General features: G+C 70.9%; 21 protein-coding genes. 5 read left to right on the top strand and 16 right to left on the bottom strand.

Annotation, left to right across the window (positions count from 1 at the left end; genetic code table 11):
* Positions 1–7 precede the first annotated feature (7 nt).
* Positions 8–832 (top strand): helix-turn-helix domain-containing protein, encoded by an 825-nt coding sequence (locus tag QRN16_RS17665; protein WP_051612915.1) that lies wholly within the window; start codon positions 8–10, stop codon positions 830–832.
* A gap of 1 nt (position 833) precedes the next feature.
* On the opposite strand, the gene QRN16_RS17660 is transcribed toward QRN16_RS17665, so the two are convergent.
* The 6 genes from QRN16_RS17660 to imuA' all read right to left on the bottom strand — a co-directional run bounded on the left by QRN16_RS17660 (position 834) and on the right by imuA' (position 6863).
* Positions 834–1790 carry a sensor histidine kinase gene (locus QRN16_RS17660; protein ID WP_027503775.1) on the bottom strand — a complete coding sequence of 319 codons (957 nt, stop codon included), beginning with the start codon at positions 1788–1790 and terminating at the stop codon, positions 834–836.
* Positions 1791–1832: 42 nt separating this feature from the next.
* The gene (locus QRN16_RS17655) at positions 1833–2381 is read right to left on the bottom strand and encodes a hypothetical protein (protein ID WP_051612916.1); all 549 of its coding nucleotides are present in this window, start codon (positions 2379–2381) and stop codon (positions 1833–1835) included.
* 61 nt (positions 2382–2442) lie between these two features.
* The gene (locus tag QRN16_RS17650; protein WP_222638769.1) at positions 2443–3222 is read right to left on the bottom strand and encodes an alpha/beta fold hydrolase; all 780 of its coding nucleotides are present in this window, start codon (positions 3220–3222) and stop codon (positions 2443–2445) included.
* Positions 3223–3250: 28 nt separating this feature from the next.
* Positions 3251–4486, bottom strand: a complete 1236-nt coding sequence (dinB, locus tag QRN16_RS17645) for a DNA polymerase IV (protein WP_285188619.1) — start codon at positions 4484–4486, stop codon at positions 3251–3253.
* Positions 4483–6060 (bottom strand): DNA polymerase Y family protein, encoded by a 1578-nt coding sequence (locus tag QRN16_RS17640; RefSeq protein ID WP_285188617.1) that lies wholly within the window; start codon positions 6058–6060, stop codon positions 4483–4485. Before QRN16_RS17640 ends, dinB begins: the two co-directional genes overlap by 4 nt.
* The gene (gene imuA' / locus QRN16_RS17635; RefSeq protein ID WP_056442476.1) at positions 6057–6863 is read right to left on the bottom strand and encodes a DnaE2-dependent mutagenesis accessory factor ImuA'; all 807 of its coding nucleotides are present in this window, start codon (positions 6861–6863) and stop codon (positions 6057–6059) included. The genes QRN16_RS17640 and imuA' overlap by 4 nt, the downstream gene beginning before the upstream one ends.
* Positions 6864–7049: 186 nt before the next feature.
* On the opposite strand from imuA', the gene QRN16_RS17630 reads away from it, so the two are divergent.
* Positions 7050–8300, top strand: a complete 1251-nt coding sequence (locus QRN16_RS17630; protein WP_231476091.1) for a serine/threonine-protein kinase — start codon at positions 7050–7052, stop codon at positions 8298–8300.
* Between the two features lie 33 nt (positions 8301–8333).
* Here the strand turns inward: QRN16_RS17630 and QRN16_RS17625 are convergent, their stop codons facing one another.
* Genes QRN16_RS17625 through QRN16_RS17615 form a run of 3 tightly spaced genes read right to left on the bottom strand, consistent with a single transcriptional unit; the run spans position 8334 to position 11232 of the window.
* Positions 8334–9290, bottom strand: coding sequence for an endonuclease/exonuclease/phosphatase family protein (locus QRN16_RS17625; RefSeq protein ID WP_285188615.1), 957 nt, complete (start codon positions 9288–9290; stop codon positions 8334–8336).
* Complete coding sequence (locus QRN16_RS17620; protein WP_037184132.1) at positions 9287–9922, bottom strand: response regulator; 636 nt, start codon at positions 9920–9922, stop codon at positions 9287–9289. The genes QRN16_RS17625 and QRN16_RS17620 overlap by 4 nt, the downstream gene beginning before the upstream one ends.
* A gap of 2 nt (positions 9923–9924) precedes the next feature.
* Positions 9925–11232, bottom strand: a complete 1308-nt coding sequence (locus QRN16_RS17615) for a sensor histidine kinase (protein WP_374197838.1) — start codon at positions 11230–11232, stop codon at positions 9925–9927.
* Positions 11233–11381: 149 nt separating this feature from the next.
* Here QRN16_RS17615 and QRN16_RS17610 point away from each other — a divergent pair, with 149 nt between their 5' ends.
* Positions 11382–12650, top strand: coding sequence for a PspC domain-containing protein (locus QRN16_RS17610; RefSeq protein WP_285188614.1), 1269 nt, complete (start codon positions 11382–11384; stop codon positions 12648–12650).
* Complete coding sequence (locus QRN16_RS17605; protein ID WP_056442488.1) at positions 12640–12876, top strand: hypothetical protein; 237 nt, start codon at positions 12640–12642, stop codon at positions 12874–12876. The genes QRN16_RS17610 and QRN16_RS17605 overlap by 11 nt, the downstream gene beginning before the upstream one ends.
* A 39-nt stretch (positions 12877–12915) precedes the next feature.
* On the opposite strand, the gene guaA is transcribed toward QRN16_RS17605, so the two are convergent.
* The 4 genes from guaA to guaB all read right to left on the bottom strand — a co-directional run bounded on the left by guaA (position 12916) and on the right by guaB (position 19092).
* Positions 12916–14514, bottom strand: coding sequence for a glutamine-hydrolyzing GMP synthase (gene guaA, locus QRN16_RS17600; RefSeq protein WP_285188613.1), 1599 nt, complete (start codon positions 14512–14514; stop codon positions 12916–12918).
* A gap of 28 nt (positions 14515–14542) precedes the next feature.
* Positions 14543–16333 carry an FAD-dependent oxidoreductase gene (locus QRN16_RS17595; protein WP_285188612.1) on the bottom strand — a complete coding sequence of 597 codons (1791 nt, stop codon included), beginning with the start codon at positions 16331–16333 and terminating at the stop codon, positions 14543–14545.
* Positions 16334–16413: 80 nt separating this feature from the next.
* Entirely contained in the window at positions 16414–17556 is a 1143-nt protein-coding gene (locus tag QRN16_RS17590; RefSeq protein WP_027503786.1) for a GuaB3 family IMP dehydrogenase-related protein, read from the bottom strand.
* Positions 17557–17625: 69 nt separating this feature from the next.
* Positions 17626–19092: an IMP dehydrogenase gene (gene guaB, locus QRN16_RS17585; RefSeq protein ID WP_027503787.1), complete on the bottom strand. Its 1467-nt coding sequence runs from the start codon at positions 19090–19092 to the stop codon at positions 17626–17628.
* Positions 19093–19379: 287 nt separating this feature from the next.
* Here guaB and QRN16_RS17580 point away from each other — a divergent pair, with 287 nt between their 5' ends.
* The gene (locus QRN16_RS17580; RefSeq protein ID WP_027503788.1) at positions 19380–19784 is read left to right on the top strand and encodes a DUF5319 domain-containing protein; all 405 of its coding nucleotides are present in this window, start codon (positions 19380–19382) and stop codon (positions 19782–19784) included.
* Between the two features lie 87 nt (positions 19785–19871).
* Here the strand turns inward: QRN16_RS17580 and QRN16_RS17575 are convergent, their stop codons facing one another.
* The 3 genes from QRN16_RS17575 to QRN16_RS17565 form a co-directional block, all read right to left on the bottom strand.
* Positions 19872–20897 (bottom strand): anti-sigma-D factor RsdA, encoded by a 1026-nt coding sequence (locus QRN16_RS17575; protein ID WP_285188611.1) that lies wholly within the window; start codon positions 20895–20897, stop codon positions 19872–19874.
* Positions 20890–21468, bottom strand: a complete 579-nt coding sequence (locus QRN16_RS17570) for a sigma-70 family RNA polymerase sigma factor (protein ID WP_027503789.1) — start codon at positions 21466–21468, stop codon at positions 20890–20892. Before QRN16_RS17570 ends, QRN16_RS17575 begins: the two co-directional genes overlap by 8 nt.
* Positions 21469–21604: 136 nt before the next feature.
* Positions 21605–22360, bottom strand: coding sequence for a hypothetical protein (locus tag QRN16_RS17565; RefSeq protein ID WP_285188608.1), 756 nt, complete (start codon positions 22358–22360; stop codon positions 21605–21607).
* Positions 22361–22392 lie beyond the last annotated feature (32 nt).

The raw sequence follows: 22392 nt of genomic DNA, 5'->3' as shown, positions 1-22392 counted from the left end.
TCGCTCCGTGACGGAGGATCCGTTGACCCGAGCAGGCCGACGCGCGCAGTCGGCGATCCTGCACCCCGCGCGTGCGGAGGGTCGGATCACCGTCGGCCGCTCCCGCCCTCCCGACGACCTCTCGACCCTCGTCGACTACTTCTGGTGGGTGGAGTGGCACTGCCCCGAACCGCACGTGCAGGAGGTCGTCCCGCGCCCGGTGGTCCATCTGACGGCGGAATCTCGGGACGGCGCTCCGCGGCTGCTGGTGCACGGCGTGATGCGACGTCGCTTCCAGCGCACCCTCGTCGGCGACGGGCGCACGGTCGCCGCAGCGTTCCGTCCCGCAGGTTTCCGCCCCGTTCTCGGCCGGCCCGTGAGCTCGATGACCGATCGGGTCGGGACCGTCGCGGACGTGCTGGGCACCGACGATCGCCGACTCGCCGGTCTCCTCCTCGACCCGGACGCGGACGTCACCACGTGTGTGGACCGACTGTCCTCGTGGCTGATCGAGCGGACCGCGACGGCCGACCCCGTGGCCGCCGACATCGCGGACCTCGTGGAGCTGGCCGAGACGGACACGACGGTCATCCGGGCGCAGCAGCTCGCGGATCGCGCGGGAGTGAGCCTGCGGACGCTGCAGAGACAGTTCGCCGACCATGTCGGCGTCGGGCCCAAGTGGGTGGTGCAGCGGTGCCGACTCCTGGACGTGGCGGGTGCCGCGCACACCGACGGCACGGTGGACTGGGCGGCGCTCGCCGCCGACCTCGGATACGCGGATCAGAGCCATCTGATCCGGGCGTTCACCGCCCTGGTGGGTAGTCCCCCCGCGCGCTACCGAGCGGACACCTGACTCACCCGTCCCGCGTGTGCGCCTCCCGCGCCTCGTCGACGAGGCGGTGGATACGGCGTGCGACCTCGTCCAGCTGATCGACGATGTCGCGCCGAAGTTGGTCCACCGCATCCTGATCCAGCGGCACCGCGGGCGCACGATCGGGGTCACCGATCTCGATGAGCAACTCGATGTTGGTGCGCAAGGCGGTGAGCGGCGCCAGCAGCTCGGTACCCGCGTCGACGATGAGGTGGTTCTGTGCGAGCCGCGAGCGTTGCAGGGCCGCCAGCATGTCGTTGAACCGATCGGCGAGATGCGCCAGCTCGTCGTCACCCACCACGGCCACCGGACTGAGGTCGCCGGTCTCGGTGATCCGCCGCGTGGCGCGGGTGAGTCGGCCGACCGGGCGCAGGCCCGTCCGCGCCACCAGATACCCCGACAGCCCTGCCAGCACCACCAGTGCGCCGCCCACCGTGACGAAGATGAGGAGCAGTCCACTCATCACCCCGTCGAGCGACCGGTAGGACTCTCCGACCAGCACCGTCGACCCGCTCGGCGCCTTCTCGATGGCCACCGCGTAGCCGTTCAGGTCGGTGACGACGCGGTCCGACTCCCCCGCGACCACCGACGCGACCACCGGTTCCAGCACGCCGTCGGGAGAGGCGAACGGAGTGAAACTTCCGGACGCGGAGTACACGTCACCGTCCTCGCTGACGATGCCCACCTGCAGATAGCGTCCCGCGCGAGGTCCGGCAGCGAAACCGAAGGCCGCGGGCGAGAGTCCGGAGGAGTCACTGGCGATCAACTTGTCGGCGTCCCGGCCCACCCGATCGGCGAGCTGCGCACGCAGAGCGTCCTCGGTGACCATGTAGATCACGAAGGAGCAGATCGCGACGGCCAGCGCCGCCACGCTCACCGTGAGAAGTCGGATGCGACTCCGCAGCGACAGCGTCGCCGCGCGGGGCCGGGTGACGGTCATGACACGACGGTAACCGGCGGATCGTTCGGCGGCTGTGCGGTCCTATCGACCGCGTGCGAACCGGTCCCGCACGGCTCGGCCCCAGATCGGGAGGAAGCCGACGGTCATGTAGGCCAACGGTCCCACCGTCCCGCCCCACTTGACGATGCTGAGCGCACTCGACACGGTCGCGGTCGTGTCGGTGATGCGGCGGGTGTCGCGGTGGAGGTAGAGGTTGACGACGTTCTCGGTGATGTCCGCGGTGGCCGCGACGGCCGGGGCGGCGACGAGCACCGCGCGCAACGACCGCGACATGGGAACCAGCTCGGCGAGCCGCACGGCGCCCAGCCGCAGCGCCGCCGCGTAGAGCACCGGGTGGTGGAAGTTGGCGTGGTATCCGTTGGTCAGCTCCCGCGCGGCGCGTGGACTCATCCCGTCGACGACCGACCGGTAGCGCGCACCCGACGGACACACCTGCAGTTGCGCGTAGGCGGCCCCGCCCTGGCCGGTGACCCTGATGAGGCTGAGCTCGGACACGGCGTACATCAGGGCCCGAGCAGCGAGTTCGCCGTCGGTCCGGGTCACGGTGAACTGCTGGGTGGGTGCCGTCATGCGCCGACGGTAACGACTGTGGTCGCCAGGGACGGCGAGGACGTCGTCGGTTCTGGACGCCTCACAGGGCGCGGGGAGTTTCCTGGTGCTCGGCGAGGAACGGGCCGACCGCGGCGTCGAACTCGGCGAACCGATCCCGATGCACACTGTGGCCGCTGTCCACGGCGACGACCCGGCTGCGCGGCACCAGCGCCGTCATCGCCTCGAGGCGCGCGCGGTCGACCATGCCGGTGGGACCACCCACGACCAACAGCACATCACTCTCCATGTGCGTAAGCGCCTCCCACCACAGCGGATCGGGGGCGCGGAACTGGGTGAGCGCGGACGAGGTCATCGACCGATCGAAGGCCAGCACGGCGCGGGGGTGTCGGATCACGCTGGTCGTGGCGTGCAACAGTTCGCGCGCGGACGGGAACTTCGTCGTGATCGACGGGGTCTCGTCACCAGGACGGATGGGGAGTGGGGCCTCCTCGACCACGAGCTTGCGCACCGTCGTCGGACGGCGTTGGGCGACGAGCGTCGCGGCGTGGCCTCCCAGGGAGTGGCCGACGAGGTCGACGCGAGTCAGCGAGAGATGATCCAGGAGCGCCTCGAGGTCGTCGCCGAACTCACCGAACAGGTAACTCCGTGCGCGTCCGCTGCGGCCGTGCCCGCGGAGGTCGGGGACGACGACACGGCGGCCCCGCCGAACCAGCGTGCGCGCGAACGTGTCCCAGGTGTGGCCGTCGCCGCCCATGCCGTGCACCAGCACGACGGGCGACCCCAGCACGTCGGCACCACCGGAATCTCGATAGTGCAGCCGCACGCCCTCGGCGTCCACCACGCCGTCCGTCATGATCATCGAGCCATCCTCCCAGAGGCGCCGACCCTCACTCGTGGAGCATGGGCACCGATGTCTGCTCCTCTCGCCCGAGCAGCACACCGCGCGTGAGCGCGGAGGTGCCGAACCGGCGCTGCACTCCGTCGAGCGCCTCGTCCAGGGCCGTCCGGTCGATGGTCGGATGCTCGTCCTCCGGCGTCTCGAACGGCAGCTCGAGCTGCATCGCGGCGCCGTCCTCGAGATTCGACACCGCCACGCCGACAAGGGTGAGGCCCTGCATCGTGATGGTCGACATCGATGCGCCCAGCAGCGATCGGGCCGCGGTGAGCACGACGTGGGTGTCGGCCGTCGCGCGGCTCAGCGTCGTGGATCGCGTCGCTCGCGTGAAGTCGTCGAAACGCAGGCGCAGCGTGATCGTGCGACCTGCCCGGTGACCCTTCCGCATGCGGTGAGTGACACGGTCGACCAGTCCGACGAGGGCTGCGTCGATGTCCGCCGGGGTCTTGTGACGACGCCCCAGAGCATGTTGGGCGCCCACCGACCGCCGGCTCCTGCCGGTGCTCACCCGGCGCGCGTCGACACCGTTCGACAGGGCGTGCAGGTGCCGACCGGCGGCCGATCCGAGGACGGCGGCCAGCGCGCCCTCGCGGTGCGCGGCGAGGTCACCGATGGTGCGGATGCCCTGCGCGTGCAGCTTGTCGGCGGTGATCCTGCCGACGCCCCACATGCGCTCCACCGGAAGCGGATGCAGGAACTCGAGCTCACGATCCGGCGGAACCTCCAGCAGGCCGTCGGGCTTGGCGACGGCACTGGCGATCTTGGCGAGGAACTTGGTACGCGCCACCCCGACGGTGATGGGGAGACCGACGTCCTCCGCCACCGTGCGACGCAGGTCCCGAGCGATGTCCGACGGCGATCCGGACAGCCGCGCCAACCCGGTGACGTCGAGGAAGGCCTCGTCGATGGAGATGCCCTCGACCAGCGGGGTGACGTTCTCGAACACCTCGAAGACGTCCTTGCTCGCCTGCGAGTAGGCGGCCATCCGGGGCGGCACCACCACCGCCTGCGGGCACAGAGCGCGCGCCTGCCGGCCACCCATGGCCGTCTTCACGCCGAAGGCCTTGGCCTCGTAGCTCGCCGCCAGAACCACACCACCGCCGACGATGACGGGTCGCCCGCGCAGCGACGGGTCGTCCCGCTGCTCCACCGAGGAGTAGAAGGAGTCGAGGTCCGCATGCAGGATCGTGGCCTCGCCCGTGCGTTCCCGTGCGCGTTCCGCCGTCATTCGTAGATCCCTTCCACGAACCATCGTCCACCGTCGTGCAGGACCAGCAGGGCACGGGTGTCCTCCAGCAGCACCTGCGCCCGTGCCACCTGGCGGGCCGTGGAGGTGGCGCCGAGATCCCACCACCGCTCGTCCGCCGCCCACGGTCCCGCCCAGCCGTGCAGCACCCAGCTCCGCGATCCCCAGTCGACCCGGCCGGGCACGCGATCGAACATGCCGCGCTCGGTGACCTGCACCGCCACTCCCGACTCGTCGGTCACGGCGATCTCCGGACGCGTCGGCATCAGCGCCGAGGGCGACGGGGACGGCAACCGGCCGGGCCACGGAGCGGAGGGATCAGCATCGGGCACCGGCTCGTCGCCCCACGGCAGCATCGTCACGCGCTCACCCGGCCCCCGACCACCGCTGAGCACACCCACCTGGACGGCGTCGCCGCCCAGCAGACCCTGCACCCGCACCAGGGCACGGCGGGCCCGCTCGTCCTCGTCGCCGACTCCGCCCCACAGTCCCAGCTGCAGCGCACCCGCCGACACCACCTCCACCGGCTCGAGACGCAGCAGGACGATGCCGGCGGTCGGCTTGTTCTCACTGCGGCCGGTGAGCCAGCCGTCGAGCTGCCATCGCACGCGATCCGCGGTGCCCTCGGGAGTGAGCGGTTCCGCGCATCGCCACGTGCGGGAGAGGTGTTCACCGTTGGCCGTGGTGGCCTGCACCAGCAACCGGGTGCAGGCCACGGCCGCGGCCGACAGCGTCACGTGCAGTCTCTCGGCCAGGGCGCGACCCGCGAACGCCGCCGCGTCGACGCGAGCGATCGGAGGGTCGCAGCGGTACTCGACCTCGAGATCGGGAGGAAGCACGCGCGCCGAGGGCGGCCGCTCCGGCTCACCTCGCGCGCTGCGGTGCGCGAGGACCGCGTCGGTGCCGAAGCGGGAGGCCACGTCCACCGGTGACAGTGCCCCGAAGTCCCCCACCGTGCGCAGACCCAGCCGCACCAGCAGATCCACCAGCTCCGCCCGGTCCGGCGCCGCGAGAGACGGTTCCGCCGACAGCTCGGCCACCGGGAGCGGAGCCAGGAACTGCGCGCCGCTCCCCCGCGGCACGATCGCGCCGTGCCGAGCCGCGACGACGGCCGTCGACACCTCGTCGGCGATCCCCACCTGACACTCGACACCGACCGCCGCGACGGTGTCCACCAGTCGCTCCGCCGCGGCCTCCTCCGAACCGAAGTACCGCGCCGCACCGCGCGCCGACAGCAGCAACAGGCCGGGCCGCAGCACCTCGATACCGGGCACCACCTCGTCCACCGCCGAGGCGACCGGCTCGAACAGTCGCGCGTCACGATCCGGATCCGCCCGCGCCACATACAGTTCCGGACAGCGGGCCTGCGACTCACGGCGTCGGCCGCCGCGACGGACCCCCTCGGCGCGTGCCGTCGCGGAGCAGGCGACGACACGATTGGCGGAGACCACCGCCACCGGCGACGAGGCCGGGATCTCCGCCGCGGCGGCAGCGGCCACGGCCGGCCAGTCGGGGCACCACAGAGCCAGCACCCGGCTCCGGCGGTCGGTGCTCACGACGGCAGCGCTTCCAGCACCGGATCCTGATGCGACACGGCGGAGTCGGCCGATCCCCACTCGACCCCGTCGCCCGTGGACGTCAGGGTCAACCGGCCGGTCCGCGGCCGGACGGCACGGCCCTGCACCTCGACGCCCAGATGCACGGCGCGCACCCGGCCGTGACCCGTACGGGCCCCCGAGCCGAGCCCGCCGTACCCGCGGATGCGGGCGTCCAACCGGAGCTCGGCGCCGTCCCAGCGTCCGTCGGTGACGATCAGCGTGGCGCCCTTGTTGCGCGCCCGAGCGACCACCGCCCGCGCTCGCGACGGCGGCACCGACATGCCGCCCAGCCCCAGCACCACCAGATCGATGCCGTCGAGCAGCACGGCGGCGACCTCCACCGGGTCCGGCCCGGGATCCGGGACCAGCGCCACCCGCTGCAGATGCGCCCCCATCTCCGACGCCGCCAACAGTCCCAGCCGCGGCAAACCGATGACGGCGGCGTGCCGTCCCGATCCGGTGACCGACGCCAGGATCCCGAGGAGCAACGATCCGGCGCCGGACACCGAGACCACCGTGCCGCGGGCCAACCCACCCTCGGGGAGCAGCGCCGACAACGCCTCCGGGACCGGGAGAACCGGGCGGACCCGGGCCGGCGCAGGATCCGGGGCAGGCGCGGTGGCCGTGAGGGTGACCGGTGCGGCAGGAGCGGGGGCATCGGCCACACGCGCAGGTGAGGACCGGATACGACGCCGCAGGAACTCGATCCGCTCGGTGCGGGACAGCCCTTCGAGGCCTTCGAGATCAACGGAAACAGGCATACTCACTCCCCGGTCGGGACGGTCGAGACTGCGTTGGAGACCCGGGGGAAGACCGAGAATTCGAACATACTTTCGAACGCTCACACCAGTAAAGCCGCTGCCCGTTCGAACGTCAAGACGCCCGGAAACGTCCTGGTGACAGCCCTGCCCGGCACTCGATCGGCTCGTCCGATAACCTCGAACACCGTGACTGATCACCAGCAGCCCAGCGGAGCGGTGGCCGGCTCGGGGCGCACGCGACCGGTCATCGGACCCGACTACCTCCTCGCCGGTCGCTACCGACTCGACTCCAAGCTCGGCGGCGGCGGAATGGGCGCGGTGTGGCTCGCGAGCGACACGTTGCTCAGCCGCAAGGTGGCCGTCAAACAGGCCACCTCGACCGTGGACCTCACTCCCGAGGCCGCCCGCGAGATCCGCGAACGCGCCATGCGCGAGGGGCGGATGGCGGCCCAGCTGAACAACCCGCACGCCATCGCCATGCACGACGTCGCACTCGACAGCGGCGAGCCCTGGCTCATCATGGAGTACCTCCCCGCCCGCAGCCTCGCGATGGCCCTCAACATCGCCGAGTCGCTGCCCCCGGACGAGGTCATCCAGATCGGCGCCCAGATCGCCGACGCCCTCACCGCCGCCCACGCCGCCGGCATCGTGCACCGCGACATCAAGCCGGGCAACATCCTGGTCGCCGATCGCGGCAGCGCGCTGGGCATGGTCAAGATCAGCGACTTCGGCATCTCGCGCGCCAAGACGGACACGCACGAGGAGAACAGCGCCGTCATCACCGGCACACCCGCGTACTTCGCACCCGAGGTGGCGCGCGGCGCGGACCCCACCGAGGCCAGCGACGTCTTCTCGCTCGGCGCCACGCTGTACACCGCGACCGAGGGACAACCACCCTTCGGCATCGACGCCGACTCCATCGCCCTGCTGCACCGCGTCGCCGGGGGGCGCATCATCCCACCGCGCAAGAGCGGACCGATGACGGCCACGTTGCTGCACATGCTCGAACCCGACCCCGCGCGCCGCCCCACCATGGCCGAGGTCCGCACCCGCTTCGTCACCCTCGCCGTGGGCAAGAACGGCAACGCCGGATCGGTGATCAACCACCCGCTGCGCGCGGCCGACGGTCAGGTCCCGTTCTGGGCGCTGCGCGGCTCCCGAGTCCCGGGCACCTCCCGGCGAGGCGAACGCATCCACGGCCGCACCATGACGGGGCTCCCGGCAGCGGACACCGCCACCCCTCTGGATCGGGTTCCGCGTCCGACGGCGGCGTCCACCACGCCGGCACCCGGGCCGGCTCCGCGCCCGACGTACTCCCCGCCCGCGTTCGAGACGAAGGAACCCAAGTCCTTCAGCGCCCCCGCCGGGCTGCCGCTCTACCTCGCGATCGGCGGCGCGGTGCTGCTCCTGCTCATCGTCCTGCTCCTGGTGCTCTGACCCGCTCCCGACCCGGCGAGAGATCGAGGTGGGTCAGGGGACGTCGACGGTCGCGACGAGCCCCCGGTGATCCGATCCCACGATGTCGACGGGCTCGAGGGAGCGCACCTGCGCGTCCCGCACCACCACATGGTCGATCCCGACCACCGGTGGGTACCACTTGTCCATCGGGTAGGTCGGGATGACCCCGGCACCGACAGCGTCCGCCGCGTCCACGTATCCGCCGGTGAGCAGATCGCGGAACCGCTTGTGCGCGTGCGTGGAATTGAAGTCACCGCCGACGATCACCGCTCCCGGCGACGCCTGCGCCAACTCGTCACCGAGCATGTCGAGCTCCGACGCCCACACCGGGGTGGGTGTCGGCCAGGGCGGCACCGGATGCACCGCGTAGACCCGGAGCGGCTGCGCCGCACCGACATCGAGATCTGCCGTCACGCTCGCGAGCAGGTAACCGGGCAGTTCCCGGCCGTTCGACAGCGGGAACCGGCTGTAGATCGCGGCGCCCGCGCCGCCCTGATACGGCGCCACGAACCGGTAGGGCAACGCGGCGGACAGCCCGGCCGCGTCGAACGCCCCCACCGACTCCTCGGTGAGCTCCTGCACGGTCAGGACGTCGATGCGGCGCTCCCGCACCGACGCCACCAGTGCCTGTGGATCCGCCTCTCCCAGTTTGACGTTCGCCTGCATCACGCGCAGCGGCTCACCGGGGGCGGCATCGGCGACTCCCGCGGCGCCCGGTACGTACAACGGCACCACGACCACTGCGGCCGACCCCAGGAGAACGGCCGACGCCGCGGCGATCCACCACCGCCGCGCGAGCAGGCACACCAGGATTCCGACGACGGTCACGCACAACAGGATCGGCGCCGCGGAAGCGGGACCCACGACCACCATGCTGCGGGTCTCGAGCATCGACGAGACGACGGCCACCAGACCCGCGGCGAGCCCACCGAGGCCGACGACGACGGCCGCGACCGCACGGGCCCTCATTCGATGCGCCGTCGGTGTGCCCAGCGGGTGAGGGCGTTCCTGTTGGACTGCTGCGTCTTCCGCAGCACGTTCGAGGCATGGGTCTCGACGGTCTTGATCGAGATGAAGAGCGTCTCGGCGATCTCGCGGTAGGTGTAGCCACGGGCGAGCAGACGCAGCACCTCCATCTCGCGCGGCGTCAGGGAGTCGAGCTCCGGATCGAGCGGCGGTTCCGGTGCCGCGGAGCGACCGGTGAACGAGTCGAGGACGAACCCCGCCAACCGCGGTCCGAACACGGCGTCACCGCCCGCGACGCGGCGCACCGCGTCGGCGAGATCGGACCCCGAGATGGTCTTGGTGACGTAACCCCGAGCACCGGCGCGGATCACGGCGATGACGTCCTCGGCGGCGTCGGACACGCTGAGCGCCAGGCACACCGGGCCCTCCGCGATGGACTGCAGAACGGCGACCCCACCGCCGTCAGGCATGTGCACGTCGAGCAGGACGACGTCGGGACGGATCTCGTCGATACCGCGGACCGCGTCCGCGACGCCCCCGGCCTCACCGACCACCTCGATGTCGGTCTCGCGCCCCAGTTCCGCGCGCACCCCCGACCGGAACACTCCGTGATCGTCGACCAGGAAGACTCGCAGGGTCACGCGGACCGTTCCTCTCTCGCGGTGTCGGGCACGGAGTCCGCGTGCCCGGTGGTACCCGTGCCGCGCACCCGCGGCACACAGATGTGGATCTCGGAACCCTGCCCGGGTGCGGACCGCACCCGCACAGAGCCGCCGCGGCGTTCGATGCGTGCCCGCACACTGCGCGCCAGGCCCTGGCGATCCTGCGGCACGCTGTCCGGATCGAATCCGCACCCGCGGTCGCGGACGAAGACCTCGACGGTGTCGCAGCCCGCCTCGGCGTACAGGTCGACGGAGGTCACCCCGGAGTGCTTGGCGGCGTTGACGAGTGCCTCGCGCGTGGCTCCGAGCAGAGCGGTGGCGACCTCACGGTTCAACCCCGAACTCTCGACCGGCTCGTCCAGGGCCACGTCGCCCACGGTCACGGGATCCACGGTCACACCGTAGTGGTCCTCGACCTCACCGGCGATGGTGGCCAACGCGCGGACGAGAGACGCGTGGTCGTCCCGGTCTCCCCCGAACAGCCACTTGCGCAGCTCTCGTTCCTGGCTGCGCGCGAGGCGCATCACCTCGGCGGAGTCGGTGGACTGCTTCTGGATCAGGGCGAGGGTCTGCAGCACGGAGTCGTGCAGGTGCGACGCGATCTCCTCGCGTTCGTCGTTCCGGATGCGTGCCGCGCGCTCGTCACCGAGGGCGCGCCACAACCGCATCCAGAGCGGGACGGTGAGCAGTACCGCCCCGACCAGCGTCACGACGACGGCGAGCAGGGACGACTGCAGCGCCCGCACGTCCACGCGGGCGACGAGCACGACACAGAGCCCGATGATCACGAGCGTGACCCCGGCGACGATGCGCGCCCACCCGAGTACCGACGTGCGTGCGTGCCGAGGCCGGGTGTCCGCCGTCCGGGTCCCGGCCGCGTCGAACTCCCGCCACACCAGCGCGGCGCCGAGCGCGACGACGACGACAGGGGCGATGATCGTGGACGAGCTGCCCGTCAGCCCCGACCCCAGCGCGACGGCGCCGCCGATCCCGAGGGCGATCAGCCCGTACGCGCGACGCTTCTCCGAGCGGTCCGGCCTGCGGACGTCGGTACCCGCGGAGGTGAAGATCCACAGCAGTCCGTAGGCGACAGCACCGGCGCCGGCCGCGGCGCACAGCACCGCGAAGACGACCCGCACCCGGAACACGTCGACGTCCAGGTGATCGGCGACACCGCCCGCGACACCGCCGACGACACGGCCGGCAGCACGGCGACGGAGCGCCGGCGTCGGCAACGGCGGACGGCCGGGGGGCTCCCGCGTGTGCGGAGGCTGTGCGGGCAGGGTGGACACGCCTCGATACTGGCACGGCTCACGGCTCCGCGGTATCGGGGTTCTCCCCCATCTCGGTCGAGTCGCACGAAGCGTGGACACCGGCGAAATCAGGGTTCGCCCCGATGTGCCGGGACGCCTCGGCAGCCCAGGATGTATCCATGACCCACGCCACCGCGTCCGCCCAGCTGTCCGAGATCTGGCGAACCCGACCCGTGCGCCTGCCCGATCAGGGCCCCGGTGCCGGTGTCGCCGCCGGAATCGGGCACCGCTTCCGCGTCGACCCCGTTCTCGTCCGTGTCGCGTTCGTCGTCTCCACCCTGTTCGGTGGATCCGGCCTGGTCCTGTATCTCGCTGCCTGGCTGGTGCTTCCGCGCCGCGGCGATGTCGTGTCGCCGGCGGAGTCGCTGCTCGGCCGCGGCCGCACGTCGGACTCCCACACGACGGCCGTGGTGCTGTCCGTCGCTCTCGTCATCTCGGTCCTCACGGTCGGACCACTCGGAATGGGATCGGGGCTGGTGTCCACGATCGCCATGCTGGGGGCCCTGTACCTGCTGTTCCGTCGGACTCCGAACGCGCCGACACCGGCCGAGCTCGCCGGCGCTCCCCTCTCCGCGCACGATCCGGCTGCACAGCAATGGAACGCCTACTCGACGCTCCCCGACCAGTACGTTCCGGAACCCGCCGCCCACCCCGCGCCCCTCTCGTTGTCGAAGGACGACCCGGACACACCGTCCACTCCGCCGCCGCCGAGCTGGGATCCTCTGGGAGTCGCCCCGTTCGCCTGGGACCTCCCCGAACCGGGTCGGCCCGTTCTCCCGGTCCCCGCACCGACGCGGAAGTCGCACCTGACGTCCACGGTGATCGGCCTCGCCATCATCGCCTCCGCCGTGACCATCGGCATCGGCGCCGCCACGGGCGCCGCCGTCGTGACCGCTCCCCGTGTCGGCGCGGTGGCGCTGACCGTCGTCGGCATCGGACTGATCATCGGCGCGTTCCTGCGGCGCGGCTACGGCTTGCTCGTTCTCGCGGCCCCGCTCGCCGGGTTCGTCCTCGTGTCGTCCCTGGTCGACGTGCAGGACCTGCGCGGTGTCGAGTCGCCGAACATGGGCAACGTGACGATCGCGCCCACGTCGATGGCCGCGCTGGCGCCCGCGTACGAGTCCGGTGTGGGGAACTTCGTCCTCGACCTGCGCGGGCTCGACCTCACCGAGGACCGCACCGTGACCGTGGAGAAGGCCGTCGGCAACACCGAGATTCTGCTGTCACCGACCATGAACGTCGTCACCGACTGCAGTAGCGCCGTCGGCAACGCGAACTGCATCGGCGCCGGCGGGGTCGACGGCGGATCCGACGGGACGGCAGGACCGACCCTGACCATCGAGGCCAGCACTGCGCTGGGAAACCTGGAGGTGCACCGTGACCGATGAGACCGGACACGACACGAGCGGTACCGATCGCCGCGGACCCTCACCGGTCCTGCTGATCGCCGGTGTGGCGGCACTGCTGCTGGCGATCCCGACGCTCGTCGGCGCGGACCCCACCGCGATCGTCGCCGGCGCCGCGTCGGGCTGGACCCTGGTGATCGCCGCGATCGTCGTCGGCGTGGTCCTCGTCCTGGCACCCGTCAGGCGCCGGAAGTCACGCTCGCAGTAGAGCTCTCGCCGTTCGACCGCAGGCGGTCCGCCGCCGGGCTCACTCCCATTCGATGGTGCCCGGCGGCTTGCTCGTCACGTCGAGCACCACCCGGTTCACCTCGCGCACCTCGTTGGTGACCCGGGTGGAGATCCGTTCGAGCACGTCGTACGGCAGCCGGGTCCAGTCCGCGGTCATCGCGTCTTCGCTCGACACCGGACGCAGGACGATGGGATGACCGTAGGTCCGGCCGTCGCCCTGCACACCCACACTGCGGACGTCGGCGAGCAGCACCACGGGACACTGCCAGATCTGGGAGTCCAGACCCGCCATTGTCAGCTCCTCGCGGGCGATGGCGTCGGCGTGGCGCAGCGTCACCAGGCGATCGGGCGTCACGGATCCGATGATGCGGATGGCCAGGCCCGGGCCGGGGAACGGTTGCCGCGCCACGATCTCCTCGGGCAGGCCGAGCTCCCGGCCGACGGCGCGGACCTCGTCCTTGAACAGCAGCCGGAGCGGCTCCACGAGCGAGAACTGCAGATCCTCGGGCAGACCGCCGACGTTGTGATGGCTCTTGATGTTGGCGGTACCGCTGCCGCCGCCGGACTCGACCACGTCCGGGTAGAGCGTGCCCTGGACGAGGAAGTCGATCGACTCCCCGTGCGCCGCACTGTCACCCAGTTCCGCGCTCACCGCACCCTCGAACGATCGGATGAACTCGCGGCCGATGATCTTGCGCTTGGTCTCCGGATCCGAGACGCCGTCGAGCTCGCGCAGGAAGGTGTCCACGGCGTCCACCGTCACCAACCGGGCGCCGGTGGCGGCGACGAAGTCCTGCTGGACCTGCTCGCGCTCTCCCGCTCGCAGCAGTCCGTGATCGACGAACACACACGTCAGGCGGTCACCGATCGCGCGCTGCACCAACGCCGCGGCGACCGCCGAGTCGACACCGCCGGAGAGACCGCAGATGGCCCGGCCGTCGCCCACCTGCTCACGCACCTGCTCGACCAGTGCGTCCGCGATGTTCGCCGCCGTCCACGTCGGCGCGATGCCGGCGATGTCGTGCAGGAAGCGGGACAGCACCTGCTGACCGTGCGGGGAGTGCAGGACCTCCGGGTGATACTGCACCCCGGCGAGGCGTCGTGCCCGGTTCTCGAAGCCGGCGACGGGGGCGCCGGCACTGGTCGCCACGACCTCGAAGCCCTCGGGAGCTTCGGTGACGGCGTCGCCGTGACTCATCCACACGGGCTGCGTCGACGGCAGCCCGTCGTGCAGCGTTCCGCCGGAGACGTCGATGTCGGTGCGCCCGTACTCGCGGGTGCCCGTGTGGGTGACCGTGCCTCCCAGCGCGCCCGCCATTGCCTGGAACCCGTAGCAGATACCGAAGACCGGGACGTCCAGGTCGAACAGCGCCGGATCGAGCTGCGGCGCACCTTCGGCGTAGACGCTCGACGGACCACCGGACAGCACGATCGCCGCGGGCTTCTTCGCCGCGATCTCGTCGACCGTCATCGTGTGCGATACGACCTCGGAGAACACCCGTGCCTCTCGGACGCGCCGCGCGATCAACTGGGCGTACTGCGCGCCGAAGTCGACGACGAGCACGGGATTCGCGTTCTCGAGGGGCGGGACGGGATCCTGCTGCGGGGAGTCGGTCACGCGCACAGTCTAGAGAGCGCGTCCGCCCTCATGCCGCGCCGGTGCTGCCCGCGTGGCTGACGACCCGCGTCGAGGACGGCGGCGTACTCGTCGGCGTCCGGATCTCGACGATGGGCAGCACGAGCGCCGCCGGTGCGTGCGCGGGAACCACCGGGCTGCGGGGCGCGATGGGCTCGATGCGCTCGTACGGCAGTCCCTGCGCGGGCCGAAGGTCCTTCTCCCCCTTGTTCGGCCACAGCGACGCGGCCCGCTCGGCCTGTGCGCTGATGGTCAGCGAGGGATTGACGCCCAGGTTGGCGGACACCGACGAGCCGTCGACGATGCTCAGCGTCGGGTAGTTGTGCACGCGGTGGTACGGGTCGATGACGCCGTTCTCGACGTCCTCGGAGATGACGCAGCCGCCGAGGAAGTGGGCGGTGAGCGGGATGTTGAAGACTTCTCCCCACGTCCCGCCGGCGATCCCGTCGATCTTCTTCGCGATGCGCCGGGTGGCCTCGTTGCCCATCGGGATCCACGTGGGGTTCGGCTCGCCGTGTCCCTGCCGGCTGCTGACGTGGCGACGCCCGAACGGACCACGCTTGGTGAAGGTGGTGATGGAGTTGTCGAGGTTCTGCATCACCAGCGCGATGATGGTGCGCTCGCTCCAGTGCCGCGTGTTCATCATGCGCAGGAACCGGACGGGGTTCTTGACCACCTCGGCGAGGAACTTGAGCCACCGCGGGGTGCGGCCGCCGCCGTCCGTCATGAGCGTCTGCAGCAGGCCCATCGCGTTGGAGCCCTTGCCGTAGCGGCACGGTTCGATGTGCGTGTCCGCACTGGGGTGGAACGACGACGTGATCGCGACACCGCGGGTGAGGTCGATCGACGGGTCGTAGGTCAGCTTGCCCGCGCCGACGATGGACTCCGAGTTGGTGCGCGTCAGGCGCCCGACCGTGGGCGAGAGGTTCGGCAGCGAACCCGTGTCGCGGAACTTGTGCATGAGCTGCTGGGTGCCCCACGTGCCGGCGGCGAGGACGACGTGCCCCGCGGTGTAGGTGGCACGGCCCTTACGCAGGCGGGCACCGGTCCGCTCGGTGGACACGACCCACGAGCCGTCCGGTCGCGGTGTCAGGTCGGTGACGGTGGTCATCGGCACGATGTCCGCGCCGGCCTTCTCCGCGAGGCCGAGGTAGTTCTTGAGCAGCGTGTTCTTGGCGTTGTGGCGGCAGCCCGTCATGCACTCGCCGCACTCGATGCAGCCGGTGCGGTCCGGGCCCATGCCGCCGAAGTACGGATCGGGCACCGTCTTGCCGGGTTCGTCGCCGAAGAACACGCCGACGGGCGTCTGGATGAAGGTGTGGCCGACGCCCATGTCGTCCGCGACGGACTTCATGACGTGGTCCGCCGGGGTCATGTGCGGGTTCTGCACGACACCGAGCATCTTCTGCGCCTGCTCGTAGAACGGCGTCAGCTCGGAGTGCCAGTCGGTGATGTGCGACCACTGCTGGTCCTGGAAGAACGTCCGCGGCGGCTGGTAGAGCGTGTTGGCGTAGTTCAGCGACCCGCCGCCGACACCGGCGCCGGCGAGGATGAGGCAGTCACGCAGCAGGTGGACGCGCTGGATGCCGAAACAGCCCAGCTTCGGCGCCCAGAGGAACTTCTTCAGGTCCCAGCTGGTCGCCGCGAAGTCGTCGTCCTCGAACCGACGCCCGGCCTCGAGAACGCCGACCGAGTACCCCTTCTCGACGAGCCGCAGCGCCGTGACACTGCCACCGAAGCCGGACCCCACGACGAGGACGTCGTAGTGCGGGGTGGCGCTCGTCGTGGTTGCGTCGCTCATCGAGACCTCCTGATAGACCCGGACGTGATCGGCACCACGATACCGTACGTGTGAATCCGGGTGACAGGAACTGGTCGCGACTATCCGCGGATGTTGAGGCCCACCTTCTGGAACTCCTTGAGATCGGAGTAGCCCGACTTGGCCATCGACCGTCGCAGGCCGCCGACCAGGTCCAGCGAACCGAACGGGTCCGTCGACGGACCGGACAGGACGCGGTCCAGCGACGGACGGTCCTCGCCGAACGACACGGGCAGGAACGCACCGCGCGGCATCGACGGGTGCGCCGCTGCCGACGGCCAGTACCAGCCGCGGCCGGGAGCCTCGTCGGCCAGGGCGAGCGGTGCGCCGAGCACAGCGGCGTCCGCACCGCAGGCGATGGCCTTCGCGAGATGACCCGATGTCGAGATCCCGCCGTCGGCGAGCACGTGCACGTACCGGCCGCCGGTCTCGTCCAGGTAGTCACGACGGGCGGCGGCGGCGTCGGCGATCGCGGTGGCCATCGGGACACCGATACCGAGGACCTCGCCCGTGGTGGTGGCACCCTCGGTGGATCCGTAGCCGACGATGACACCCGCGGCGCCGGTCCGCATGAGGTGCAGGGCGGTGCGGTGGTCGCTCACGCCGCCGGCCACGACGGGAACGTCGAGCTCGGCGATGAACGTCTTCATGTTGAGCGGTTCCTCGCTCGGGTGTCCCACGTGCTCCGCGGAGATGATCGTGCCCTGCACGACCAACAGGTCGATGCCCGCGGCCACCAGTGCCGGAGTCAGCGACCGTGCGTTCTGGGGACTGACGCGCACGGCGACCGTGACACCGGCCTCCCGCACCTGCGCGACGGCGGCGGCCAGCAGATCCGGCTGCAGGGGTGCGGCGTGGAGCTTCTGCAGCATCTTCACCGGCGCGTCCGCGTCGACGTCCGATTCCGCGAGCTCGACGAGCTGATCGATCACCGACTCCACGTCGGCGTGGCGGCTCCACAGGCCCTCACCGTTGATGACGCCGAGGCCACCGCGCTTGCCCAGCTCGATCGCGAACGACGGAGACACCAACGCGTCGGTCGGGTGCGCGACGATCGGGATGTCGAAGCGGTAGGCGTCCAGTTGCCATGCCGTCGACACCTCCTTCGACGACCGGGTTCGCCGGGACGGGACGATGTCCACGTCCTCGAGCTCGTACGTCCGTCGAGCCGTGCGGCCCATGCCAATTTCCACCAGGTCGCGCACGCGCGTCCTCTCTCGTAAGCCTCCCGGACCTCGTGGGTCGGGAGGCGCTCGACTCCGGCCGGAATCGAGTCAGCGGGCAGTGTAGTTCGGTGCCTCGACGGTCATCGTGATGTCGTGCGGGTGGCTCTCCTTGAGTCCGGCAGAGGTGATCTGCACGAACTGCGCCTCCTGCAGCTCCTCCACCGAGTTCGACCCCGTGTAGCCCATCGCGGCCCGCAGTCCGCCCGTGAGCTGATGGATGACCTGGGACAGCGGGCCTCGGAACGGCACGCGCCCCTCGATGCCCTCGGGCACCAGCTTGTCCTCGGCCAGCACGTCGTCCTGGAAGTAGCGGTCCTTGGAGAAGGACTTCGTCGCGCCGCGTCCCTGCATGGCGCCCAGCGAACCCATGCCGCGGTAGCTCTTGAACTGCTTGCCGCCCACCAGGATCAGCTCACCGGGCGACTCGGCGGTGCCCGCGAGCAGGGATCCGAGCATTGCGGTGGAGGCGCCGGCGGCGAGAGCCTTGGCGATGTCACCCGAGAACTGCAGTCCGCCGTCGGCGATGACGGGCACACCGGCAGCCTTGCACACCGCGACCGCCTCGAGGATGGCCGTGATCTGCGGGGCACCGACGCCGGCGACGACGCGGGTGGTGCAGATGGAACCGGGACCCACGCCCACCTTGACGGCGTCCGCACCCGCCTCGACCAGGGCGCGCGCTCCCGAGCGGGTGGCGATGTTGCCGCCGACGACCTGGACACGCTCGCCCACCTCGGCCTTGATCTTGCTGACCATCTCGAGGACCTGGGAGTTGTGCCCGTGCGCCGTGTCGACGACGAGCACGTCGCACCCTGCCTCCGCGAGAAGCATCGCGCGGGACCAGGAGTCGTCGCCGACGCCGACGGCGGCACCGACCAGCAGGCGACCGTCGCGGTCCTTGGTGGCGTAGGGGTGCTGCTCGGTCTTGACGAAGTCCTTGACGGTGATCAGACCGGTGAGCCGGCCGTGTCCGTCGACGATGGGCAGCTTCTCGATCTTGTGACGACGCAGCAGCCCCAGCGCGGCGTCGGCCGTGACACCCTCGCGCGCGGTGACCAGCGGAGCCTTGGTCATGACCTCCGCGACGGTGCGGTTCTGGTCGACCTCGAACCGCATGTCGCGGTTGGTGATGATGCCGACCAGTTCGCCGCGCTCGTCGGTGACGGGCAGGCCGGAGATGCGGAACTTGGCGCACAGCGCGTCGACCTCGGCGAGCGTGTCCGACGGCGAGCACGTCACCGGATCCGTGACCATGCCGGCCTCGGACCGCTTGACCACCTCGACCTGCGCCGCCTGATCGGCCGCGGACAGGTTGCGGTGCAGGACGCCCATACCGCCGGCGCGAGCCATGGCGATGGCCATGCGTGCCTCGGTGACGGTGTCCATGGCGCTGGACACCAGGGGGACGCGCAGCCGGATCTCGCGGGTGAGCTGGCTGGACGTGTCCACCTTGCTCGGAATGAGATCCGATGCGGCGGGTATGAGGAGAACGTCGTCGAAGGTGAGGCCCAGCATGGCAACCTTGTTCGGGTCGTCGCCACCGGTGCGGACACGGGTCGCCTCGACGCGGGCGGTCGAGTCCTCTGCGGCGGTCACGGGCCTGTCGGGGGTACTCATACGGATCGGGCCCTCCTGAGCTGCGGTCGATCGATGTGCGAGCCGGGGACTTCCCTCGTCCGCTCGCGGTACATCGTATCGGTCCCCCGCCCGGCGCAGGTCACCCCGTGCGCCGGAGGCCGCCGGACCCCCGCGGAGCCGTGTAGCGCTGGCGCAGACCGGCACTTGCTGCGTACCGTGGACGTGTGCGCGATCAACTGCCTCCAGGTCTGCCGCCGGATCCCTTCGCCGGCGATCCAGCCGACCCCTCGGCCGCCCTCGACGCCATCGAGCCCGGACAGCCCCTCGATCCCCAGGAACGCCTGGCGGTCGAGGAGGATCTCGCGGATCTCGCCGTCTACGAGGCACTGCTCGCCCACCGCGGCGTGCGAGGCCTCGTCGTGTGCTGCGAGGACTGCCAGCAGGACCACTACCACGACTGGGACATGCTGCGCGCGAACCTGCTGCAGCTTCTCGTCGACGGCACGGTGCGTCCCCACGAGCCCGCGTACGACCCGATTCCCGACGCGTACGTCACGTGGGACTACTGCCGCGGATACGCGGACGCGTCCATGAACGACGCGCTCCAGGGCGACGGGTACGACTCCTAGGGCGTCGGCGCGCGACACCACTTCACGACGAAGGCCCGCAGACAGTGTCTGCGGGCCTTCGTCGTGCACGTGGTCGGTGACTCGAGGTCAGTTGGGCACCACGGACGTGTCCGGAGTGACCGCCGCCGTCGTCGACGGCACGGGCATCGGTGCCCGCAGGATCTCCGGCGGGACGGTGACCGTGGTGGTGGGCGCCTGCGGGAAGAACGGCAGGTTCGTCGGCAGCGGAATCCCCGGCAGTTGGATGTCCGTCGGCAGCTGCGGGATCTCCGTCGGGAGCGGGATTTGCGGGAGCTGCAGGCTCGGATCGACGGGGATCTCCGGGATGACGTCCTGCGGCACGGTCGGCACCGTGGTGACCGGCGTGGTCGGCAACGCCGGCGGCGGAACGGCGGCCGGCGCTGTCAGCTTTGCCAACTCGTCCGACAGGCGCGTCCACCACATCTGCAGCTGGGCACGCTCGTCCTCGTCGCGGATGCTCTCCGTGCGCTGTGCGGCCTCGGCCAGACGAGTCTTGGCCGTCTCCGCGTCACCACGAGCGAGCAGATCCTCGACCTCCTGCAGCGCCGACGTGGTGTCGACCTGCGCGACCGTCGAATCGGCCTGCTGGGTGAAGACGACCTCCTTCACCTTCCACAGGGGATCGCCCGGCATCGCGCTGTACGAGAACGCCGTGACACCACCCGCGAGGAACGCGACGGCGGCCGCGGCACCGGCGACGGGGCGCAGGAAACGCATCCGGCTCCGCGTGCGCTGACGGTGCAGCGCGTCCTCGGCCAGCGCGAGATCGATCGCCGCGGCGACCTGATCGAGATCGGGACTCTCGGGGAGCGGGTCGGCGAGGATGTCGGAACGCCATTCGGCCAGCAGACTGGCCAGGCGATACTCGTCGGAGTCGACGGTCGCGACGGGACCGTCGCTCGCGATCGCATCGATGAGCGCGTCGTCACGGCGCACGGCCATGATGTCGACGGGGCCGGACGACTCGAGGTCGTCGACGGCTCGGGGATCGACGCCACCTGCGCCGGAGGCGTCGGGGCGGCCGGTGGCTCCGTGTCCGGAGGCGCCGTGCCGAGAATCTCCAGCGCTGCCGCGCCACGAGTCCCTAGCCATACTTGTCACCTGCTCCCACTACTTCGTTCTTCAGCTTCGCTATTGCCCGGTGCTGCGCCACACGAACGGCGCCTGCGGTACTACCCACGGCGGCGGCCGTCTCCTCTGCCGACAACCCGACCACCAACCGGAGCACCAGGATCTCGCGGTGCTTCTCCGACAGCGTCGACAGCAGTTCGTTCATGCGGCGTCCTGCCTCCGAATCCAGCGCCCGTTGCTCGGGGCCGTCCTCGATGGACATGACATCCGGTACATCGGCCATCGGTTCGGATTTGTTACGCGACGAGCTGCGATGGGCGTCCGCGACCTTGTGCGATGCGATCCCGTACACGAACGCCATGAAGGGGCGGCCCTGGTCCTCGTAGCGCGGCAGCGCTGTCATGACCGCGAGGCACACCTCCTGGGCGACGTCGTCAGCAGACAGCTGACCCCTCTCACCTGCACCGACGCGCGCCCGGCAGTACCGGACCACGATCGGCCTGATGGTTTCGAGGACGACGGAGAGAGCCCTTCGGTCGCCGCGAGCAGCTGCGGCGACGGCCGAGTCCAGCCCCTCACCCGTGGCAATCATCGTCAGAGTGTTTCCCACCTCACATCGGGCCCGCTCCGGAATCGAGCGCGCTTCCTCCCGGTCCCCGACGGCCCGGTGCGGAACCTCTCAAGGATAGTCGCCGCCCGACGCGGCTCGACCGAACCGTACGGTTCGGTCACGAGAATTGCCCACCGCGTGACCGGATCGCAACCTCGAACCCTCGTCGGACAGCGCCGGCGTCGCGGTCACCGCACGCTTCGGACAGGCAGGCGGAGGCCCACGCGAGCGGGAGCAGGTCGGCGGCGACGGCGTCGTCGCGCACCGCGCGCGCTGCCGTCGCGGCGCCCGCGTGATCACCCCCCACCAGCAGGGCCGCGGCGTGCACCACACGGGACTTGACGAGGTGCCGCGGCGACCGGAACTCCCGTGCCGCCCGAACGGATGCCTCCGCCGCGTCGAGGGCGCGCCGCGCGTCACCCGACGCCATCGCCACCTCCGCCCGGACCCACAGCACGCGGAGAGACACTCGCTGGTGCCCCGGCCGGGTGGCGAGCACCGACTCAGCCCGGGCGAGGAGGACGTCGGCCCGCGCGAGGCGGCGGGGACCGATGGCATCGGCGGCGAGACCGACGAGGGCGTCGACGGCGGCGTCGACGTCGATCGCCCGGCGCGGACCTGTCCCGCGGGAGAAGCCGCTGTCGACGAGCGCCGCGCCGTCACGCACCGCGGCGTCGGTGTGGCGGCCGAGTTGGCGCAGCAGCGACCCCTCGAGGCTCGCGCCCAGGGACCGCACGGCCGGATCGGCGTCGCGCCGCAGCGACCGGGCCCCGGTGAGCGAGGCGGCGTACCACCCGCGGGCCCCGGCGTCGACGGCCTCCGACCACCGTGTCAGGGAGTCCGGACCGGGCACGGGAGGACACGAGGACTGCACGGGAAACAGAATAGTCTTCGGGCGTTATCCAG

It is taken from the genome of Rhodococcus sp. MEB041 (genome assembly GCF_030208955.1).
GTDB lineage: Bacteria > Actinomycetota > Actinomycetes > Mycobacteriales > Mycobacteriaceae > Rhodococcoides.
The sequence above is the reverse complement of the archived record's forward strand: the minus strand, read 5'-3'. Positions and strand labels throughout refer to the sequence as shown.